Origin of the sequence: Olsenella sp. DNF00959 (assembly GCF_001553055.1) — a bacterium.
GTDB lineage: Bacteria > Actinomycetota > Coriobacteriia > Coriobacteriales > Atopobiaceae > Olsenella_I > Olsenella_I phocaeensis.
In genome coordinates, this window is sequence record NZ_KQ960127.1 from 162,981 (window position 1) to 179,658 (window position 16,678).

Here is a 16,678-nt window from a genome sequence, read left to right on the forward strand (position 1 = left end):
ACCAAGGGGAGAGCGACCCCGCGTCCGGGGCCGTCGCTCCCGCCCAAGAGGAGGAACCATGGACCAGAACGGCTTCTTCGTCAAGTCCGACCACATCGTGCTGGCGGGCGGCGTCGTGGCTTCGGGCTACCTGCCCGTGGCGGACGGCGCGTTCAGGCCCGTAGTGCAGGAGCTGCCCGAGGGGGCAGAGGTCCTGGACTGCACGGGCAAGTGGGTGACGCCGGGCTTTGTGGACACGCACATCCACGGCTTTTTGGGACACGACGTGATGGACTGCGACCCCGAAGGCATCAACGCCGCGAGCATCGAGCTCGCGCGCCACGGCACGACCTCGTGGACGCCCACCACGCTGACCCAGCCTGCCGAGCAGATCGGCGAGGCCTGCGCGAGCATCTGGCAGGCGGACCAGCTGCGCGGCGACGACTTTGTGGGCGCACGCATCGAGGGCATATTCCTGGAGGGTCCCTTCTTCACCGCCGAGCACGCTGGCGCGCAGAATCCCGCGCACATGAGCGACCCCTCCGTGGAGCAGGTCTGCGCCTGGCAGGACGAGGCGCACGGTCTCATCTGCAGGGCGTCCCTGGCGCCCGAGCGCCCGGGCAGTGCCGAGTTCTGCGCTGAGATGTCGCTGATGGGCGTCGCGACCGCGCTCGGCCACTCCAATGCCAGCTACGAGGAGGGCATCGCCGCCGTGGGCTCGGGCGCGACCTCCTTCGTGCACACGTACAACGCGATGACCGGCCTGGGCCACCGCGCGCCTGGCCTGGTGGGCGCGGCCATGACCACGAGCGAGACCTACGCCGAGCTCATCTGCGACGGCATCCACGTGCAGGCGCCCGCCGCGCGCGCGATGATCAACGCCAAGGGCTGGCAGCACGTGGCGCTGGTGTCCGACTGCCTGCGCTGCGGGGGCATGCCCGACGGCGACTACGAGCTGGGGGACTTCCCGATCCGCCTGCAGGACGGCGTGGCGCACCTGCTGGACGCCGACGGCAGCATGGGCAACATCGCCGGCTCCGTGCTCACGCTGGCCCGTGCGGTCAAAAACGTCGTCGACTGGAACGCCGCGACGGCCGAGCAGGCCATCCGCATGGCGAGCGAGATTCCCGCGCGCATGTCCGGCGTCGACGACTGCTGCGGCGTGATCCAGGCGTGCCGTGCGGCCGACTTCAACGTGATGGGCGCCGACCTCGAGCTCGAGGCGACCTACGTGGGCGGCGTGCTGGTGAGGTAGGGAGGTCGCGGGCCCCGGCCGGTGCCAGCGTAGCAAGAAGGCCTCGGGGCCTCGGCCGGCGCGAGCGCAACTGCAGCAAGAAGGCCGCGACTCGCTTCCCTGGGGAGACGGGCCGCGGCCTTCGCCGTGCTGGAACCGGAGCCACTTGCGCCTAGTCCCTGAGCGAGCCCTCCTTGAGGAAGCTCCCGTCCTCGAGCTCGCGGAACGCGTCCATGAGCTCCTCGCGGGTGCTCATCACGATGGGTCCGCCCCAGGCCACGGGCTCGTCGAGCCTCTTGGAGCTCATGAGCAGGACCTGCGCCCGTTCGTCCTTGCCCTCGATCACGACGCGGTCGCCGCCCTCCAGACGCACGGCCGTCTTGGGGCCCACGGGCAGTCCGCCGACGCGCGCGGAGCCCTCCAGGGTGAAGGCCAGCACCGAGCGGTCCTCGTCCACGTCGATCGCCACGGTCTTGCCGGGCTCCACGCCCAGATCGTAGTAGTCGAGGGGAAGGTGCTCGCCCTGGTAGCCCACGTGGAGCCTGCCCTCGGCGTCGACGTAGCGGCCGGCGAGCAGGCGCAGCTCCCCGCCCTCGATCCTGATGGTCTCTATGTCGGCGCCCCTGATGGCGTGGTAGTGCGGTCGAGTCATCTTCTCGGCGGCGGGCATGTTGAGCCAGAGCTGCACGCCCAAGAGGCGCTTCGCGGCGGGGATGGTCTCCTCGTGCATCACGCCGGAGCCCGCGCACATCCACTGCACGCCGCCGTCGCTCACCGTGTCCTCGTAGCCCATGCTGTCGCGGTGGTGCATGCCGCCCTGGCGGACGTAGGTGATGGTCTCGATGCCGCGGTGCGGGTGGAAGGGGAAGCCGGCGGTGTAGTCGTCGGGGTCGTGCTGTCAAACGAGTCGAGCATCAGGAAGGGGTCGAAGGCGTCGGCGGTCTGGTTGCCCAGCACGCGGACGAGGCTCACCCCGCCGCCGTCGATGGTCCTGAATCCCTTCACCACGTTGGTTGCATGCCTGTCCATGCCTGCCTCCTTCTTATGGCGTCGTCGGCGGGCCCCAGAGGTGTGGACCTACAGGTCGCCGACGTCGCACGCTTTGCGATGCTGCTTGTATACCGTTCGCACGGGGTGACTAGACACACGATCCACTTGCTGTGACGATTCTATGTGCGCGATTAAATAGCGCACTATAAAATGTCGAGGCGGACCTAAGATGCGATGCGCAAGCAGGGGAGAGGGACGTAAGCGACCCAGCCGCAACGCCCCGCCACAGAGAGGAAACGACCATGGCAGTCAACAAGGACGCGGCGAAGAAGATCCTGGACCTGGTTCCTGAGGAGTACGTCAAGCGCATCCCCGCGTTTGTCCGCGCGCACGCGACTGGCAAGACCATCGAGAAGATCGCGGCCGAGCATCCCGAGCTCTATGCCATCGCCGAGCAGGACGGTCCGCTGACCGGGGAGGCCAAGGAGCAGCTCAGCGCCATCGTGAACGGAATCTTCGAGCAGAAGATGGCCAAGCACAACCTGTAGGCCCGGGCCTGGCTGCATCGATCCCGCTACGCGGCCGCCCGCCCGTCGTCGAGCCCCGCCCGGATGTGACGAAAGCGTGTGGATGCGACAGATGTCCCGGCCGCTGCTCCATCGTCCTTCTCGCTTTCTAAAATGAAATCCGAATCCAAATGTCGGATTCGCAAGGGGAGACGAGCGATGCCGCCAGCGTGCGGTGAGGCGAGACCCGCAAGGCGACGGGGTCGGGCGGCGACGGGAGGCGAGAGCGGATGCCAGCGGTCAGGCACGGCTACAACACCAGGCAGAGGCAGGCGGTCTTCGACTTCCTCTCGCGCCACGCCGACCACTACCTCAGCGTGGACGACGTCTTCGGGAGCCTGCGCGAGGAGGGCTCCAAGGTGGGCCGCACTACCGCCTACCGCACGCTCGAGGCGCTCGCGCGCGACGGGGCCGTTGCCAAGGTCGTCTCGCCGGGCGGGGGAGAGTCGCGCTATCGCCTGATTGACCCCGAGCGTCCCGACGAGGGCCAGCTGGTGTGCCTGGGCTGCGGCAAGGTGCTCACCCTGGACTGCCACATGCTGGACGACCTGCACGAGCACGTGCGTAGCGACCACGGCTTCGCGATCGAGTTCTCGCGCACCGTGCTCTATGGCTACTGCGACGACTGCCAGGCGGCCCATCCCGGTGCCTCGTCCGCCGACGCGGCTTCCGCGGGGGAGAGTGGCGCCCATGCCTAGCACCGCGTCGCGGCCCGTCCCGCACGGCCGCGCGCCTTTCGCCTCGTGGCGCGACGCCAGGCACGGCGCAGGCCGCATCGCCGCGTTCGCGCTCTGCCTCGTGCTCGCCCTGCAGCTGGGCCTCTCCGCCCTGTGGCTTGCGCGCGAGTCTCACCACGAGTGCCAGGGCGAGGGCTGCCCCATCTGCCGCACCATGGCCCAGGTGGCGCGCGTCGCCGGCAGGGGAGCGCTGCCGGCCGGCCCCGCGCCGCGACCTGTGGGGCTACCCGCTCCCGCGAGCGTCCTCGCGATCGTGGCGTGCTGCGTCACTCTCGCCCGGAAGACGCCCATCGACCTGGGGGTCCGCCTCGACATCTGAGCACCGTGCCAGAACGAGCCCACGAAGCGGAGACGAACCACAGGAGGAACAAGCATGAACCAGTCCATCAGCAAGAACTTCGGCACCAACCTGACGCGCCGCGGCCTGCTCGCCGCTGCCGCAATCGGCGCGGGCACGCTGCTCGCCGGCTGCTCGAAGCCCGCGGGCCAGGACGGCACTGCCACCGTGCCCGCCGACTCCGGCAAGCTCAAGGTCGTCGCGAGCTTCTATGCCATGTACGACTTCGCCAAGAAGGTCGCCGGCGACCGCGCCGAGGTCAGCTGCCTCGTGCCCGCCGGCACCGAGCCCCACGACTGGGAGCCCTCCACCGCCGACCTGCGCAGCCTCGAGGAGGCTGACGTGCTGGTGTACAACGGAGCCGGCATGGAGCACTGGGTGGACGACACCCTGAAGAGCCTCTCGAACTCCAAGCTGGTCACGGTCGAGGCCAGCAAGGACGTCGACCTGCTCGAGCTCAGCGCCGAGGCGCTCGAGGAGGAGAAGGCCGAGCATGCGGAGCACGGCGAGGACCCGAGCGAGGTCTCGACCACCGACCCGCACTGCTGGCTCTCGCCCACAAACGCGGCGATCCAGATGCGCGCCATCGCGGACGGCCTGATCTCTGCCGACCCCGACGGCAAGGACGCCTACGAGGCCAACTACGACAAGTGGTCGGCCGAGGCCGCCAAGCTCGACGGCGAGTTCTCGCAGGCGATCGAGAAGCTGCCCAAGCGCGACATCGTGGTGAGCCACGAGGCCTTCGGCTACCTCTGCCACCAGTACGGCCTCAACCAGATGGCCATCGAGGGCATCGAGGCCGACGCCGAGCCCGACGCCCAGACCATGGCAAAGATCGTCGAGTTCGTGAAGCAGCACGACGTGAAGTACATCTTCAGCGAGGAGCTGGTGAGTCCCAAGGTGGCGCAGGCCATCGCCGAGGCCTCCGGCGCCCAGGTGGAGGAGCTCAACCCGCTCGAGGGGCTCTCCGACGAGGAGCTGGCTGCAGGCGCGGACTACTTCTCGACCATGCGCAAGAACCTCGAGGCGCTCAAGAAGGCGCTGGCCTGATGAGCGCGGGCTCGAGGCCGGTCACGCTGCAGGACGTCCGCTTCTCGTACCGGGGCACCGAGGTGCTGCGGGGGGTCGACCTCGAGCTCGACGACGGGCAGATCTGTGCCCTCGTGGGGGACAACGGTGCGGGCAAGTCCACGATCGCGCGCCTGGTCGTGGGCGAGCTCGCGCCGGACTCCGGTTCGGTGCGGCTCTTCGGCCAGAGCCCGGCGCGCTTCCGCGACTGGGGGCTGGTGGGCTACGTGCCGCAGCTCCCCCCGGAGGCAATCTCGCGCTTCCCGGCCAGTGTGCTCGAGCTGGTGGACGCGAGTCAGTACTCGCTGGGACGTCGCGCGAGCGGACGCGAGCGGCGTGCCCGGAGCGAGGAGGCACTGGCCCGCGTGGGCCTCGCCGCCTACGGGAGGCGGATCATCCGCGAGCTCTCTGGCGGGCAGCTCCAGCGCGTGAGGCTGGCCTGCGCCCTGGTGGGGGACCCGCGTCTGCTGGTGCTGGACGAGCCCACCAACGGCCTGGACAGGGAGAGTCGCAGCATCTTCTACCAGCTGGTGGCGGACGCCCACGACGAGAGGGGCCTCGCGGTCCTGCTCGTGACCCACGACCTGGCCCCGCTCGGCGAGCTGGGCTGCCGCGTGGTGGAGATCGCCGACGGCGTGGCCGTCGAGCGCGGCGGGGGAGACGGGCGCGGTGGGGCTGGCGGCGACGTCGCCGGACGTTCGGGAGGTGCGGCCTGATGCTCGCTTACGTATTCATGCAGCGCGGCCTGGCAGTGGGCGTTCTCCTGGGAATCGTGATCCCCCTGGTGGGGGTCACGGTCGTCCTCAAGCGCCTCTCGATGATCGGCGACGCGCTCTCGCACACCTCGCTTGCCGGCGTGGCCGCGGGCCTGGTCGGCGGCCTCAGCCCGGTGGGCGGCGCCATTCTCGCCTGCCTGACGGGAGCCCTCTGCATCGAGGGAATCCGCCGGCGCTTCCGCGACCAGTCCGAGCTCGCCGTGGCCGTGGTCATGGCGGCCGGGATCGGGCTCGCCGGCGTGCTCTCGGGCTTCGTGCCCAACGCCTCGAGCTTCAACAGCTTCATGTTTGGCAGCATCCTCACCGTGAGCGCGGAGGAGACCGCGACCATCGCCGTCATCAGCGCGCTGGCCGTGCTCGTCTGCCTGCTCATGCGCCGGGAGCTCTTCCTGATGTCCTTCGACGAGCGCCACGCGCGCGCCGTGGGGGTGCCCGTCTCGGCCGCGAACTTCGCCTTCGTGGTCGTGGTCGCGCTGGTCGTGGCCGTGGCGTCGAGGACGGTCGGCTCGCTGATCGTCTCGTCGATGATGGTGGTGCCCGTGGCCTGCGCGCTGCAGCTGGCTCGGAGCTGGAGGCAGACCTGCGTCATCTCCAGCATAGTGGGCGTCGTGACCACGGTGGGCGGGCTGGTCGTCTCGTACTACTTCGGGCTCAAGCCGGGCGGCACCATCGTGCTCATGGCGGTGGCCCTGCTGCTGGTCATCCTCGCCGGGAAGAAGCTCGCCTCCCTGCTGCGCTAGGCCCGCTTCCTGCTGCGATGGGCCCGAGGATTGGACGGGGTCGTGATCGTACGACCCCGGAGTCGTACGATCACGGAGTCGGGCGGGGCTTGGGGTCATACGGGGCTGGAGTCGACAGCATTTCTCACAAAATGCTGTCGTTTTTCTCTGCCAACAGGTCAAACGCAAAATTTGACAGCAAATCTCACAGAATGCTGTTTTTTGCCATGGCCGTCTTGGCAGCCGACGCCCCGGGCGGAATTGTGGCCGACTGGTCAAGGCGCACATCACTGGCAGCTAGCTGCACGCGCGGTATTTTTGCCCTCGCTACAATCCGTCCATGGACATTGTCTTCTCGCATAGGACCTCACTTGCGCTCATCCGCGCTTGGCGCCGGAGCCATCCGACACACGACCGTCCGCGGCCGTGTCCCTTCCCCCTGAAGCGGGGTGCTGGAGAACGGATCAAGAGGCAGGACCTTATGTCCCGGCTGCGCGTCCTTGGCATTGACGGAGAGGCCTACCTGGCAAAGTGGGGCAAGCTCGACTGCCTCTGCCATCCCGATACAAGGCGTTCGAGCAATGCGTTCCTCAAGGGGAAGGCATACGCGGGCGAGCCCGAGTTCCCTGCATTCTTGTGTTTGGGAGAAGGAGTCTACGCCTGCAGTGCCGCCCTCACGCTCATGCAGCTCTCTTCCTCGCTCGAGCTTGGCCTGCTGTCAAGCGTCGCATCCGAGCTGGAGGGGACGTTCGCGCGCGACCCGGTCGACCCCGTCAGGGGGGAGGTGGCTTTTGGGCTTGCCCCCTTCGCGGAGACGGACGAGCTGCTTTGGGAGCTCGCTCGGCTTCCTTCCTCCAGTGCCACGTCACGCGTGGGGCGTGCCCTGGGGCTTTCGGGTCCGAACGCCTGGTCGCCCCTCGAGGCCGTGCTTGCGACGCTCCTTGCGCTTCCCGGCGGGGAGGGCGGCTACGACCTGGGTCCCATCATGCTCAACAGACGCGTGCAGGCTGGGGCTGGCTTGCCCATGACTCGCACGTCGAGGGTTCCCGACATCGAGTTCAGGCAGGCACCCGTCTGCTTGAATTATGACGGGGAGGGACACCTTGACCTGCGTGGCCTAGAATCGGCGGCAATGGACCTCGGATCCCGTCCCGGAGACGCCGGTCTGGATCGCAGCCTTCGGTCCCTCAGGCTGCAGCTGAGGCGAAAGTACGTGGATGACCGGCGCCGCGAGAGGGATCTGGCTGCGAGCGGCCGGGCGACCCTCGTGGTGACCAAGGAGGACCTGCTCGAGCGCGGGGCCATGGACCTGCTTGCGCAGCAGCTGATAATCTTGCTGGAGAGGTCGACCCGCCAGAGCCTCATGCTGCCACGGCAAGCCCTTGCGGACGAAGGGTTGCGGGCAAGGCGAGAGAAGCTTCTCTCTACGCTGCTGTTCGAGCATCCGTAGGGGCAAGGTGGCGCTGCCGGGGGTAATGATGCCATCCCCGGGGAGGCCGACAGCATTTTGTGAGAATTGCTGTCTTCGATTCCCACCAACAGGCCAAACGTGAAAATCGACAGCATTTCGTGAGATTTGCTGTCTTTGCTTGCCTTCGACGACGGGCGACGCGCCCCTTGCTCCCCGCGGGCTCAGCCCAGCGTGCGCAGGAAGAACGCGTGGGCGTTGGCGAAGAAGACCTTCTCGCATAGCTCGTCGCCAAAGCGGGTGGCCATGCGCTCGTGGAAGGCCGGAAGCCTCTGGCAGCCGTCAAGCCAATCCGGCACCTCCGAGCCGTCGTAGTCGCTGCCCAGGGCGACGGCGTCCTCCCCGCCCAGGTCGAGGAAGTGCTCGACGTGGGCCGCGAGCTCGTCGAAGCTCACCTCGGGCGTGGGATGGCCCGCCGCCATCGCGCCCTCGGCCTCCGCCCGCTCGGTGACGAAGGCGCGGAAGTAGTTGAGGCCCACGAGGCCCCCGCGTTCCACGATCGCGCGGAACTGGTCATCGGTCAGGTTGCGGGGGTGCCCACAGACGGCGCGGCTGTTGGAGTGCGACGCCACGAACGGGGCGTCAGAACACGCGAGCAGGTCGGCGAAGCCCTCGTCGTTGAGGTGGCTCGCGTCCACGACCATCCCCAGCTCCCCCATGCGCCGAACTGCCTGGCGGCCAAGCGCGCTCAGGCCGTCGCAGGTCTCGTGCCCGCTGGCCAGGGCATTCCTGCCGTTCCAGCAGAGGGTGACCATGCGCACCCCGTCCTCGTGTAGCCGCTCGAGGTAGCCGAGCTCCCCTTCCATGGGGGAGGCGCCCTCGAGGGTCAGGAAGGCTGCCACGCGCCCGGAGGCGACGACGGCGTCTGCCTCGCCCATGTTGCGCGTCTGCGCCACGAGGTCCGCGTGCAGTCGGACCTGCTCTTCGAAGTAGTCCCGGGCCTGCTCATAGGCGGCACGAGGCGAGAAGGGCGTCCCCTCCAGGACCTCGGGCACCCAGATGGCGAAGCACTGGCACCAGCCGTCGCCCGCGACCTGTCGCATGCGCGTAAGGTCCAGGGCGAGGCGGTTGTGCAGCAGGTCATCGTCTTCGAGGGGGCCGAGGACGCTGCCTATGGCGTCCACCTCGCGCAGGGCGAGGGCGTCGATCGTGTCGCAGTGCAGGTCAAACACGCGCATGTGTGCCTCCATTGGGCGGGGGAAGGAATCGGGGGAGAGTGACGTCCGCACGTTGCCGCATCGGCGTCGTGACGGGTGGGACAGCTGCCTACCCCGCGAGCAGGAAGTCCTCGAGCTCGCGGAAGTCCCGTGCGACGAAGTCCGCGCCAGCGTCTGCGGGTCGCGTGCCATCCCAGTCCACGAGGCACGACGCGAACCCCGCAGCGCGGGCGGCCTGGACGTCCGTGGGCTGATCCCCCACGTAGGCGCAGCGCGTGGGGTCGGCGCCGGCGAGCCGGGCGAAGTGCAGAAGGGGGTCGGGCTCGGGCTTGTGGCGCTCGGTCGCGTCGGCGAGGACGACGTGGTCCATCAGGCCTTCAAGCCCGAACCTGCCAAAGTACATCCCGTACTCGTCTCTCTCGCGGGAGGTGACGGCGCCCAGGCCCAGCCCGTGGCCGCGCAGGTCGCGCAGGAGCTCGCGAGCGCCGGGGAAGTACTCCGTCTCGTCGGCGAAGGCGGCGTAGTCGTCGTTCCAGCGCCGGACGAACTCGTCGGGGTCGACGTCCAGCCCCAGGTGCCCGAGCGCGTCCACGGTCGTGATGCCAAAGGCGACGCGGAAGTTGTCGAGCGGCAGGTCGAGCCCATAGCCATGGGCCGTGCGCTGCCAGGTCCTGAGCAAAGGCGGGTCGGTGTCGATGAGGGTGCCGTCCAGGTCGAAGGCGACGTGGGTGAATCTCATGGGAGCTCCGTTCGTTTCGGCGCGGGCAGGCCCCTCGCAACGTAGGCAGGCCCCTCTCAGCGCGGGCAGGCCCCTCGCGGCGCGGGAAAGCCTCCGCAACTATACTCGTGGACGAACCGCGCGTTCGCGGACGGACCGCATGCGACGACGGAAGTCACCCGTGCGCCACACGAGCCGTCCGCCCATCACGCGAATCGAGGAAGCCCAGAGGCAGGGGAGAAGGCCCATGGCCACCGACGTGCGACTCATTCTGACCGACATCGACGGCACGATCCTGCCCTACGGACAGAAGGTCGTGGGACGACGCACGCTCGCCGCCTTCCACCGCGCGCTGGACGCGGGCCTGCGCATCGGGCCCGCCAGCGGCCGAGGCCACCAGTGGATCGCCCCCCTGCTCGGCGGGGACGAGGCCTGCTGCGCCACGGCGCTGGCCTCCAACGGCATGCAGGTCTACCTGGACGGGGAGCTCGTGCACGAGGAACTCCTGACCCAGGGGCCGCTCCGTCGGCTCGCGCGCGCGGTGGGGGACATCAAGGGAGCCGGCGCGGTGGTCTTCGACGACGCGACGCCGCTGCTGGTCCAGGGCTCGCTCGACGACCTCGAGGCCTGCTTTCCCTCGTACGCCGCGCGCTGCCGCGTGGTGGACGACGTCCCGGTGGCCTCCGCGGTCAAGGCGAACGTCTTCCTCGACGGAGACCTCGCCGCCATGCACGAGCTTGCGGACCGCCTGGCCTCCGAGCTGCCCGAGCTGGCCTTCGACGTGCCGCAGCCGGGCTGGATCAACGTGATGACGGCGGGCTGGGGCAAGGGCCCGGCCATCGACGTGCTCTGCGAGCGGCTGGGGGTCGGCCTCGACCAGGTCGCGGTGTTCGGCGACGGTGGCAACGACGTGAGCATGCTCGAGCACGTGCCGCTCTCGTTCGCGGTTGAGGGCGCGGCGCCGGAGGCGAAGGCAGCGGCGAGCCGGCAGCTGGGCCGCGTGGAGGACGAGGCGGTGGCCGACGCCGTCGACGCCCTCGTCAGGGGAGAGATGCCTCGCTAGGCCTTGTTAGGCCTCGCAAGAGGCCCTGCTAGAGGTCGGCGTCCGAAGCCATCAGCTCCGCGATGTTGAGGTGCGTGACGCCGTCCCGCGTCGTGGGGAGGGGGTCTAGGGTGAGCAGGTAGCGCGGCCACCCATCCCTGATTAGCGAGAACGGACGGAACTCCCGTTCCTCCACATTCTGGTCGACGATGCTCATCGACACCTGAACATAAACGTAGCGCTGGTCCTTCCGTGCGATGAAATCCACCTCCAACCTGCCAACGCGTCCCACGCTGACCGTCCATCCGTGGCGCCTCAGATATTGGTAGACCACGTTCTCGAGGGCTGGGCCGTAGCTGACCTGGTTGTCCGTGTTGAGCGCGTAGTAAAGAGAGAGGTCAGCGAGGTAGTGCTTCTCGCCTCCGTGAAGGCTCCTCCTGCTCTTGAGGTCGAACGTGGGGCAGCGATAGAGCACCTTGGCGGCCTCCAGGTAGCCTGCGTAGCGTGAGACCGTCCTCGCGAGGACGGGCGTCCCTTGAGCCTCGCGGAGCTCCTCGGCGATGTTGGCGAAGTTCGTAGGTGCCGCGTAGTTGGAGACCATGTATGTCATGACGCGTCGGAACGCTTCGGCATTGCGGACCTTGCCGGCGCGTCTGCTGACGTCCTTCTCGATGACCTGGGCGATGACGTCCGCTACGTAAGCGGAGCGTGCCGCAGGGTTGGGGAGCCGCACGGCGCCGGGCATGCCGCCTTCGCGCAGATATCGCTCGAACTCCGCTGCCGTAGGGCCGATCTCTTCGCCGAGTGCCTCCCTCATGCCGAGCCACTCGGGGAATGCCAAGGTAAAGAGCTCAAGCTCGACGTAGCGCCCAGTGAGCTTTGTGGCGAGCTCCCCAGAGAGGAGGTAGGAGTTGGAGCCCGTGATGAAAATCGAGACGCCTTCGAGCCTCCATGCTTCGACGACTTCCTCGAAGCCCTCCACATTCTGGACCTCGTCGACGAAAAGGTAGCTGCCGCGCGGGTCCTCCCCTATGGCCGCCTCGATGGCCTTGTCAAAGGTGTCGGGATCCCTCACGCGCCGGTACCTCCTCGCGTCGAGGTCGAGGTAGGTGATGCGGTCCTCGCCGACCCCACGCTCGCGCAGCTCCTCCATCACGGTCTGCATGAGGCAGGACTTGCCGCAGCGTCTCATGCCCGTCACGACCTTGATGAGGTCAGTGTCGTAGAAAGGCCTTAGCCGTTCGAGGTACAGCTCACGTCTGAAGAGTTCCGCCATGGATCTTGCCTCCTTGAAAAATGCTCGTTTAAGGATACATAACTTGTAAAAAAATGCAAAGTATGTATCCTTAACGACCACTTTCCCGGTGGTGCCTCTGGCAGTGTCTGCGGCACCGCTGCACTATTGCATGGGTCGCATTGATCATTTTGCATGGGGATGGCTGACGGTCTGACATGGGTCACTTCGCCAGCGCGAGACTTGGTCCATCGCCATCATTTCGCTGTTCGAAGAGCGGGCGCCTTGCGGGCAAAGGCAGGCGGATCTACTGACTGGGGTCGTTGCTGTTGGGCTTGGCGCGAGCGCTCAACGCCCTGCTAGCCCCCGAGTTCGACCTCCACGGAGTCACGTCGCGCGTGACGCTTCCGCTTCTCCTCGTACATCGCCCTGTCGGCTTCGCGCATGAGGCGCTGCACGTCCTCGGTGCTGCTGACCAGGTCCTCGGCGATGCCGATGGAGAAGCCCAGGGGGTGACCCTGCGCTTCGAGGCCATTCTGGCTCGCCCTCGTCTGGAACGATGCCCTGCCATGCTCGATGTACGCACGAAGTCCCTCTTTTCCCAGGCTCGACGAGACCAGCGCGAACTCGTCCCCTCCCATGCGGTAGATGCGGGTGTGCTCGTCGAGGTTGATGGACATCCCCGAGGCAAGAAGGGACAGGATGCGGTCTCCCATGAGGTGTCCGAAGGCGTCGTTGTAGTGCTTGAAGTTGTCGATGTCGATGATCGCGAAGGCGATCCGCTTTCCCACCCACCTCGCGTGGTCCTGCTGCAGTGCTCGGGTGTTGTGCAGCCCCGTGAGCTCGTCGTGATACGAGTAACGCGCCAGCCGCTCGCGCGTTTGCGCCCCCCGCACGTACTTGTAGTGCTTAATGCAGCAGGAGGTCATAAGTGTGAGGCAGAGTATCTGCAGATTGACGGTGCTACCATGGGTCAGTGCGCCCGCTTCATTTGCGGCGTGGAGCATGAAGCTGAAGGTGCCGAACAGTATTGGGATAAAGATGAAAGGCTTGACGACAAAGATGCAGACGATGCTGACCATCTGGGTGAGAAACGCGTACATGCCGTTGCTGCGCGCGATGTCTCCGAGTGAGATGTAAATCCCGAACGCGATGCATATTACGATGAACTGGATGATAGCGGCACGCGAGAGTAGCTCGTTGCACGGCCTTTTTCTGCAATTACGTACGGCGAGGGTACAGGCAATGAGGAACAGGGCGCTCAGCATCTGGATGGCATAAGCAGCGCTGTGCTGGGCGATCCAGCTCATTCCCATTTTTTCGACCACTTGGGGGTTGCTAGACATCCTGGCGCTGTTCTGCAGCATGTAGCATTCCAGCACGGCCACGATCGAGGACAGGATGGCGCCATAGTTCAGGTTGGCGTTGGTGATGAAGCTCCTCTCGAAGGGGGTTTGTCGCCTGAACCCGAAAGAGACCTGCAGCACCTCTCTGACAGATAGCGGGTGGGGCCCACCTACACTCTCGATGCTTATGTCGTATCCCATCCCATTGTTCATCTGTACCTACTTCAACGAACTAGCTCCCTTATTTTTGCACGATGCGGCTTTGCTGGATACTCTGAAAAACGATGGTCTCGACGAACGAGCGCAAGAGCTGCCGGACACGGGGTCGGAAGCTGCGGGTCAACAGGTCGCACCTTCTGATCCTCTCTATTTTGAAATTCAGCTTGAAGCTATCCCTACTCTTCCTTTAAAATCGCCTTAAGCAAAAAATTAAACTTGGCAAACCTGCCGAAAGGCAGCGACGCAAAGCTATAGGGCCTTAACTGGTAGCCAGCTGCATTCTCCGCAAGGGGGGCAGCCGGCTGTTTTTTGCGCGAAGTCGTCGGACGAGCACACATAGCTGGGAGGACGGCACACCAATTATCCCAAAGCCGGCGTCAGCCGGATGAATAGGGAGCGAAGGTAGTACGTGGCAATAGAGAGGAGCACCATATGATGCACGGTATTTCTATGGAGGGACGGTTCAAGGCATTGCTATCCACGCTGTTTGCGATGGTGCTTGCTCTGGGCGTCTTCTTCCCGTCTGCAGCGCTTGCAGAGACGACGGGTGTGACTGCCGCCAACCAGGGTACGGCAACCGGCAAGCTCACCGTCACCGGTCTGACGGATGGAGACAAGGTTGACATCTACAAGATCGTCAACACCACCATCCAGGGAGACAATACCCTCAAGCACGAGTTCGCCGCCGACTATGGCATCTCATTCGACGCTTACAAGGTCTATGCCTCCGACAGCGTGGAGATGAAGAAGGCGGCCGAGACCATCGGTTCGAGCGCCAATCTCGGTGCGGTGGCCCAGCCCCAGAAGACCGCGACCGGCACTTCCGTCGAGTTCACCGGCCTTTCCGCGGGCGAGTACCTGGTGAAGGTCACCCCTGCCAGCGGCAAGGTCGTTTATCAGTGGTCCATCGCCAAGCTCGAGTACACGGCTGAGACCGGCGGTGTCTCGTACAAGCTGAACGACGGCAGCATCGCCGTGAAGAACACCCCGGTCACCATCGACAAGAAGGCTACCGGCGAGGACGCCGACACCCACAACACCTCCCAGTACTCCGTGGGTCAGGTCATCCCCTATACCGCTGAGGTGACCATCCCTCAGTATCCCAGCAACGCCACCAACAGGAAGTTCAAGGTTACCGATACCATGACCGCGGGCCTCACCTACATGAAGGCCGTGGGCTTCTCCATCATGGTTGGCTCGACCGATGTTTCCGGGAGCTTCGATATCACGCATAATGCAGATGGTTTCGTCGCTGAGATCAAGTCCGATGCAGCCGCAGCGTTCTTCTCGACCTACAATGCTGGTCAGAAGCTGACCATCAAGTATGGCGGCAAGATCAACTCCAGCGCCGTGGTGAACACCCCCGACGTGAACACCATCACGCTCGAGTTCGCCAACAACCCCTATGACGAGCATTCCAACGACACGGTCACGGATCACGTCGACAACAGCACCTTCGGACTCAAGCTCGTCAAGGTGGACAACGATACCGCCTCGCCCAAGCCCCTCCAGGGTGCCGAGTTCACCGTGTACACCGATTCGGCCTGCGAGCATCCGATGGTCGACGAGAACGGTAGCGTCATCAAGCTGACCACCAACGCTCAGGGCATCGGCACCGCCAAGGGCTTCGGCGAGGGCACCTTCTATGTCAAGGAGACCAAGGCTCCCGCTGGCTATACTCCCTCCAGTGATATCAAAACCGTCACCTTCAAGGCAACCAAGACCTCGAACCCCGGTGGCGGCTACACCATCACCATCGAGCATGAGGGTACCGGCGAGTACCTCAACTTCTACGACGCCGGCAGCATCGTCAACGTTCCCCAGCCTGGACTGCCCGTCACGGGTGGCGCTGGCACCGTGGCTCTGACGGTCGTTGGCGTTGGCCTGATGGCCGCCGCTGGTGTGATCGTTGCTCGCAGCCGCAAGAACGAGGCGTAGGTGCTCGTTTCCTAGGATGCGTTCGCCTCTCCGGGAACCGCCTTATCTGAGGCGGTTCCCGCGAGGCAATCGGGAATGTGATTGCGCGAGAAGGTCTGTCCTTCTCGCTCCAACAACAGGTGATGGGAGCTGCATTGGGAGGGACCGTGAGGAAAAGGCCAATCATGGTCCTTGCCGTCCTGATTTTCGTGGGCGGTGCCTCCCTCGTTGCCTATCCCTATGTAAGCGACTTCTTCTATAAGCGGGCTCAGGCCCAGGTGAGTTGGAATCAGGACCAAGCCGTTTCGTCCCTCCACCAAGAGGACCTCAGCACGCAGAAACAGGACGCCTACGACTACAACGATCGTCTCCTTGCTGGCAAGACCGTGGTCACAGACCCCTTTGACCCCTCCCAAAAGGCTGTCAGCGAGGGGGAGTACGGTTCCCTTCTCAACGTGCTGGGTGATGGCATGATGGGCTCCATCTCCATTCCAAAGCTCGGTCTCGATAGAGTTCCCATATATCACGGGACCGACGACGAGGTTCTTCAGAAGGGTGCCGGTCACTTGCAGGGTACGTCACTGCCTATAGGAGGTGATTCTTCGCATAGTGTCCTGGCAGGGCATACGGGATTGCCATCGGTCAGGATTTTTGATGGCCTGGACAGGCTTGCGGTCGGGGACTACTTCGTGATTCAGGTGTTGGGCGAGGATCATGCCTACCGGGTCTATTCGGTCGAGACAGTGCTGCCCGAGGAGACTAGCTCGCTTGTGATAGAGCCAGGTCGCGACCTCTGCACCCTGGTCACCTGCACTCCCTACGGAGTCAACACCCATCGGCTCCTCGTGCATGCGGAGCGCTGCGACGTCCCCCAGGAATGGATCGACCTCCAGTCCAGACCGGCCTCGCTGAACGGCCTGATACGCAACGTGCAGGAGAACTCGCTCCTCGTCTATTCGCTCATGGGGCTTGCGGTTACTGTTGGAGTGGGAATAGGCATCTTTGTTCTTAGACGCCGCAAGGGCACCTCAGGTGACGTTGCCAGCAAGGTGGTAGATGACGGACGAAGGGGACGTCACTTCAGAAGCTAGCTCGGCGGCAGTACGGGATGCACGGTGTTTCCACGTGAGGCACAACGCACGGTAGGACAGGTCACGACGTATCCGAGAGG

General features: G+C 65.4%; 17 protein-coding genes and 1 riboswitch. Of the genes, 11 read left to right on the top strand and 6 right to left on the bottom strand.

Features of this window, described 5'->3' with window-relative positions:
* Window positions 1-58 precede the first annotated feature (58 nt).
* Window positions 59-1,234 carry an N-acetylglucosamine-6-phosphate deacetylase gene (nagA, locus tag HMPREF1868_RS04450; RefSeq protein ID WP_062530794.1) on the top strand — a complete coding sequence of 392 codons (1,176 nt, stop codon included), beginning with the start codon at window positions 59-61 and terminating at the stop codon, window positions 1,232-1,234.
* A 151-nt stretch (window positions 1,235-1,385) separates the two neighbouring features.
* Here the strand turns inward: nagA and HMPREF1868_RS04455 are convergent, their stop codons facing one another.
* Together HMPREF1868_RS04455 and HMPREF1868_RS10000 are read right to left on the bottom strand one after the other, a co-directional pair.
* Window positions 1,386-2,057, bottom strand: coding sequence for a pirin family protein (locus HMPREF1868_RS04455; protein ID WP_369817528.1), 672 nt, complete (start codon window positions 2,055-2,057; stop codon window positions 1,386-1,388).
* Window positions 1,985-2,242 (bottom strand): hypothetical protein, encoded by a 258-nt coding sequence (locus HMPREF1868_RS10000; RefSeq protein ID WP_231782257.1) that lies wholly within the window; start codon window positions 2,240-2,242, stop codon window positions 1,985-1,987. Before HMPREF1868_RS10000 ends, HMPREF1868_RS04455 begins: the two co-directional genes overlap by 73 nt.
* A 263-nt stretch (window positions 2,243-2,505) precedes the next feature.
* Between HMPREF1868_RS10000 and HMPREF1868_RS04460 the strand changes: the two genes are divergently transcribed.
* The 7 genes from HMPREF1868_RS04460 (at window position 2,506) to HMPREF1868_RS04490 (ending at window position 7,856) form a co-directional block, all read left to right on the top strand.
* Window positions 2,506-2,751 (top strand): hypothetical protein, encoded by a 246-nt coding sequence (locus HMPREF1868_RS04460; protein WP_062530796.1) that lies wholly within the window; start codon window positions 2,506-2,508, stop codon window positions 2,749-2,751.
* A gap of 248 nt (window positions 2,752-2,999) precedes the next feature.
* Window positions 3,000-3,467 carry a Fur family transcriptional regulator gene (locus HMPREF1868_RS04465; protein ID WP_062530797.1) on the top strand — a complete coding sequence of 156 codons (468 nt, stop codon included), beginning with the start codon at window positions 3,000-3,002 and terminating at the stop codon, window positions 3,465-3,467.
* Entirely contained in the window at window positions 3,460-3,825 is a 366-nt protein-coding gene (locus tag HMPREF1868_RS04470; RefSeq protein ID WP_062530799.1) for a hypothetical protein, read from the top strand. The genes HMPREF1868_RS04465 and HMPREF1868_RS04470 overlap by 8 nt, the downstream gene beginning before the upstream one ends.
* Before the next feature lie 54 nt (window positions 3,826-3,879).
* Window positions 3,880-4,893 carry a metal ABC transporter substrate-binding protein gene (locus HMPREF1868_RS04475; protein WP_082719527.1) on the top strand — a complete coding sequence of 338 codons (1,014 nt, stop codon included), beginning with the start codon at window positions 3,880-3,882 and terminating at the stop codon, window positions 4,891-4,893.
* Entirely contained in the window at window positions 4,893-5,627 is a 735-nt protein-coding gene (locus HMPREF1868_RS04480; RefSeq protein WP_062530801.1) for a metal ABC transporter ATP-binding protein, read from the top strand. The genes HMPREF1868_RS04475 and HMPREF1868_RS04480 overlap by 1 nt, the downstream gene beginning before the upstream one ends.
* Window positions 5,627-6,427, top strand: a complete 801-nt coding sequence (locus HMPREF1868_RS04485) for a metal ABC transporter permease (protein ID WP_062530803.1) — start codon at window positions 5,627-5,629, stop codon at window positions 6,425-6,427. The genes HMPREF1868_RS04480 and HMPREF1868_RS04485 overlap by 1 nt, the downstream gene beginning before the upstream one ends.
* A 460-nt stretch (window positions 6,428-6,887) precedes the next feature.
* Window positions 6,888-7,856, top strand: a complete 969-nt coding sequence (locus HMPREF1868_RS04490; RefSeq protein ID WP_062530805.1) for a hypothetical protein — start codon at window positions 6,888-6,890, stop codon at window positions 7,854-7,856.
* A gap of 182 nt (window positions 7,857-8,038) precedes the next feature.
* Here HMPREF1868_RS04490 and HMPREF1868_RS04495 read toward each other — a convergent pair whose 3' ends face one another.
* Entirely contained in the window at window positions 8,039-9,052 is a 1,014-nt protein-coding gene (locus HMPREF1868_RS04495; RefSeq protein WP_062530807.1) for a dipeptidase, read from the bottom strand.
* Between the two features lie 88 nt (window positions 9,053-9,140).
* On the bottom strand, window positions 9,141-9,770 hold the full coding sequence (locus HMPREF1868_RS04500; protein WP_062530809.1) for an HAD family hydrolase: 630 nt from the start codon (window positions 9,768-9,770) through the stop codon (window positions 9,141-9,143).
* Window positions 9,771-9,996: 226 nt separating this feature from the next.
* Here HMPREF1868_RS04500 and HMPREF1868_RS04505 point away from each other — a divergent pair, with 226 nt between their 5' ends.
* Window positions 9,997-10,812, top strand: a complete 816-nt coding sequence (locus HMPREF1868_RS04505; RefSeq protein ID WP_062530811.1) for an HAD family hydrolase — start codon at window positions 9,997-9,999, stop codon at window positions 10,810-10,812.
* Between the two features lie 28 nt (window positions 10,813-10,840).
* Here the strand turns inward: HMPREF1868_RS04505 and HMPREF1868_RS04510 are convergent, their stop codons facing one another.
* Window positions 10,841-12,067, bottom strand: a complete 1,227-nt coding sequence (locus tag HMPREF1868_RS04510; protein ID WP_062530813.1) for an ATP-binding protein — start codon at window positions 12,065-12,067, stop codon at window positions 10,841-10,843.
* 317 nt (window positions 12,068-12,384) lie between these two features.
* A complete protein-coding gene (locus HMPREF1868_RS04515; RefSeq protein ID WP_062530815.1) occupies window positions 12,385-13,584 on the bottom strand; it encodes a GGDEF domain-containing protein in 1,200 nt (399 codons plus the stop codon).
* A gap of 214 nt (window positions 13,585-13,798) precedes the next feature.
* Window positions 13,799-13,872: riboswitch (cyclic di-GMP riboswitch) on the top strand.
* A 153-nt stretch (window positions 13,873-14,025) separates the two neighbouring features.
* Here HMPREF1868_RS04515 and HMPREF1868_RS04520 point away from each other — a divergent pair.
* Complete coding sequence (locus HMPREF1868_RS04520) at window positions 14,026-15,528, top strand: SpaH/EbpB family LPXTG-anchored major pilin (RefSeq protein WP_231782258.1); 1,503 nt, start codon at window positions 14,026-14,028, stop codon at window positions 15,526-15,528.
* 164 nt (window positions 15,529-15,692) lie between these two features.
* Window positions 15,693-16,598: a class C sortase gene (locus HMPREF1868_RS04525; protein ID WP_231782259.1), complete on the top strand. Its 906-nt coding sequence runs from the start codon at window positions 15,693-15,695 to the stop codon at window positions 16,596-16,598.
* The last annotated feature ends 80 nt before the right edge of the window (window positions 16,599-16,678 follow it).

Excerpts from the sequence above, each read along its gene's own strand:
- HMPREF1868_RS04500 (WP_062530809.1), bottom strand. The coding sequence starts at position 9,770 with ATGAGATTCACCCACGTCGCCTTCGACCTGGACGGCACCCTCATCGAC.
- HMPREF1868_RS04470 (WP_062530799.1), top strand. The coding sequence starts at position 3,460 with ATGCCTAGCACCGCGTCGCGGCCCGTCCCGCACGGCCGCGCGCCTTTC.
- HMPREF1868_RS04475 (WP_082719527.1), top strand. The coding sequence starts at position 3,880 with ATGAACCAGTCCATCAGCAAGAACTTCGGCACCAACCTGACGCGCCGC.
- HMPREF1868_RS04525 (WP_231782259.1), top strand. The coding sequence starts at position 15,693 with ATGGTCCTTGCCGTCCTGATTTTCGTGGGCGGTGCCTCCCTCGTTGCC.
- HMPREF1868_RS04505 (WP_062530811.1), top strand. The coding sequence starts at position 9,997 with ATGGCCACCGACGTGCGACTCATTCTGACCGACATCGACGGCACGATC.
- HMPREF1868_RS04515 (WP_062530815.1), bottom strand. The coding sequence starts at position 13,584 with ATGAACAATGGGATGGGATACGACATAAGCATCGAGAGTGTAGGTGGG.
- HMPREF1868_RS04465 (WP_062530797.1), top strand. The coding sequence starts at position 3,000 with ATGCCAGCGGTCAGGCACGGCTACAACACCAGGCAGAGGCAGGCGGTC.
- HMPREF1868_RS04520 (WP_231782258.1), top strand. The coding sequence starts at position 14,026 with ATGCACGGTATTTCTATGGAGGGACGGTTCAAGGCATTGCTATCCACG.
- HMPREF1868_RS04510 (WP_062530813.1), bottom strand. The coding sequence starts at position 12,067 with ATGGCGGAACTCTTCAGACGTGAGCTGTACCTCGAACGGCTAAGGCCT.
- HMPREF1868_RS04495 (WP_062530807.1), bottom strand. The coding sequence starts at position 9,052 with ATGCGCGTGTTTGACCTGCACTGCGACACGATCGACGCCCTCGCCCTG.
- HMPREF1868_RS04490 (WP_062530805.1), top strand. The coding sequence starts at position 6,888 with ATGTCCCGGCTGCGCGTCCTTGGCATTGACGGAGAGGCCTACCTGGCA.
- HMPREF1868_RS04480 (WP_062530801.1), top strand. The coding sequence starts at position 4,893 with ATGAGCGCGGGCTCGAGGCCGGTCACGCTGCAGGACGTCCGCTTCTCG.
- HMPREF1868_RS10000 (WP_231782257.1), bottom strand. The coding sequence starts at position 2,242 with ATGGACAGGCATGCAACCAACGTGGTGAAGGGATTCAGGACCATCGAC.
- HMPREF1868_RS04485 (WP_062530803.1), top strand. The coding sequence starts at position 5,627 with ATGCTCGCTTACGTATTCATGCAGCGCGGCCTGGCAGTGGGCGTTCTC.
- nagA (WP_062530794.1), top strand. The coding sequence starts at position 59 with ATGGACCAGAACGGCTTCTTCGTCAAGTCCGACCACATCGTGCTGGCG.
- HMPREF1868_RS04460 (WP_062530796.1), top strand. The coding sequence starts at position 2,506 with ATGGCAGTCAACAAGGACGCGGCGAAGAAGATCCTGGACCTGGTTCCT.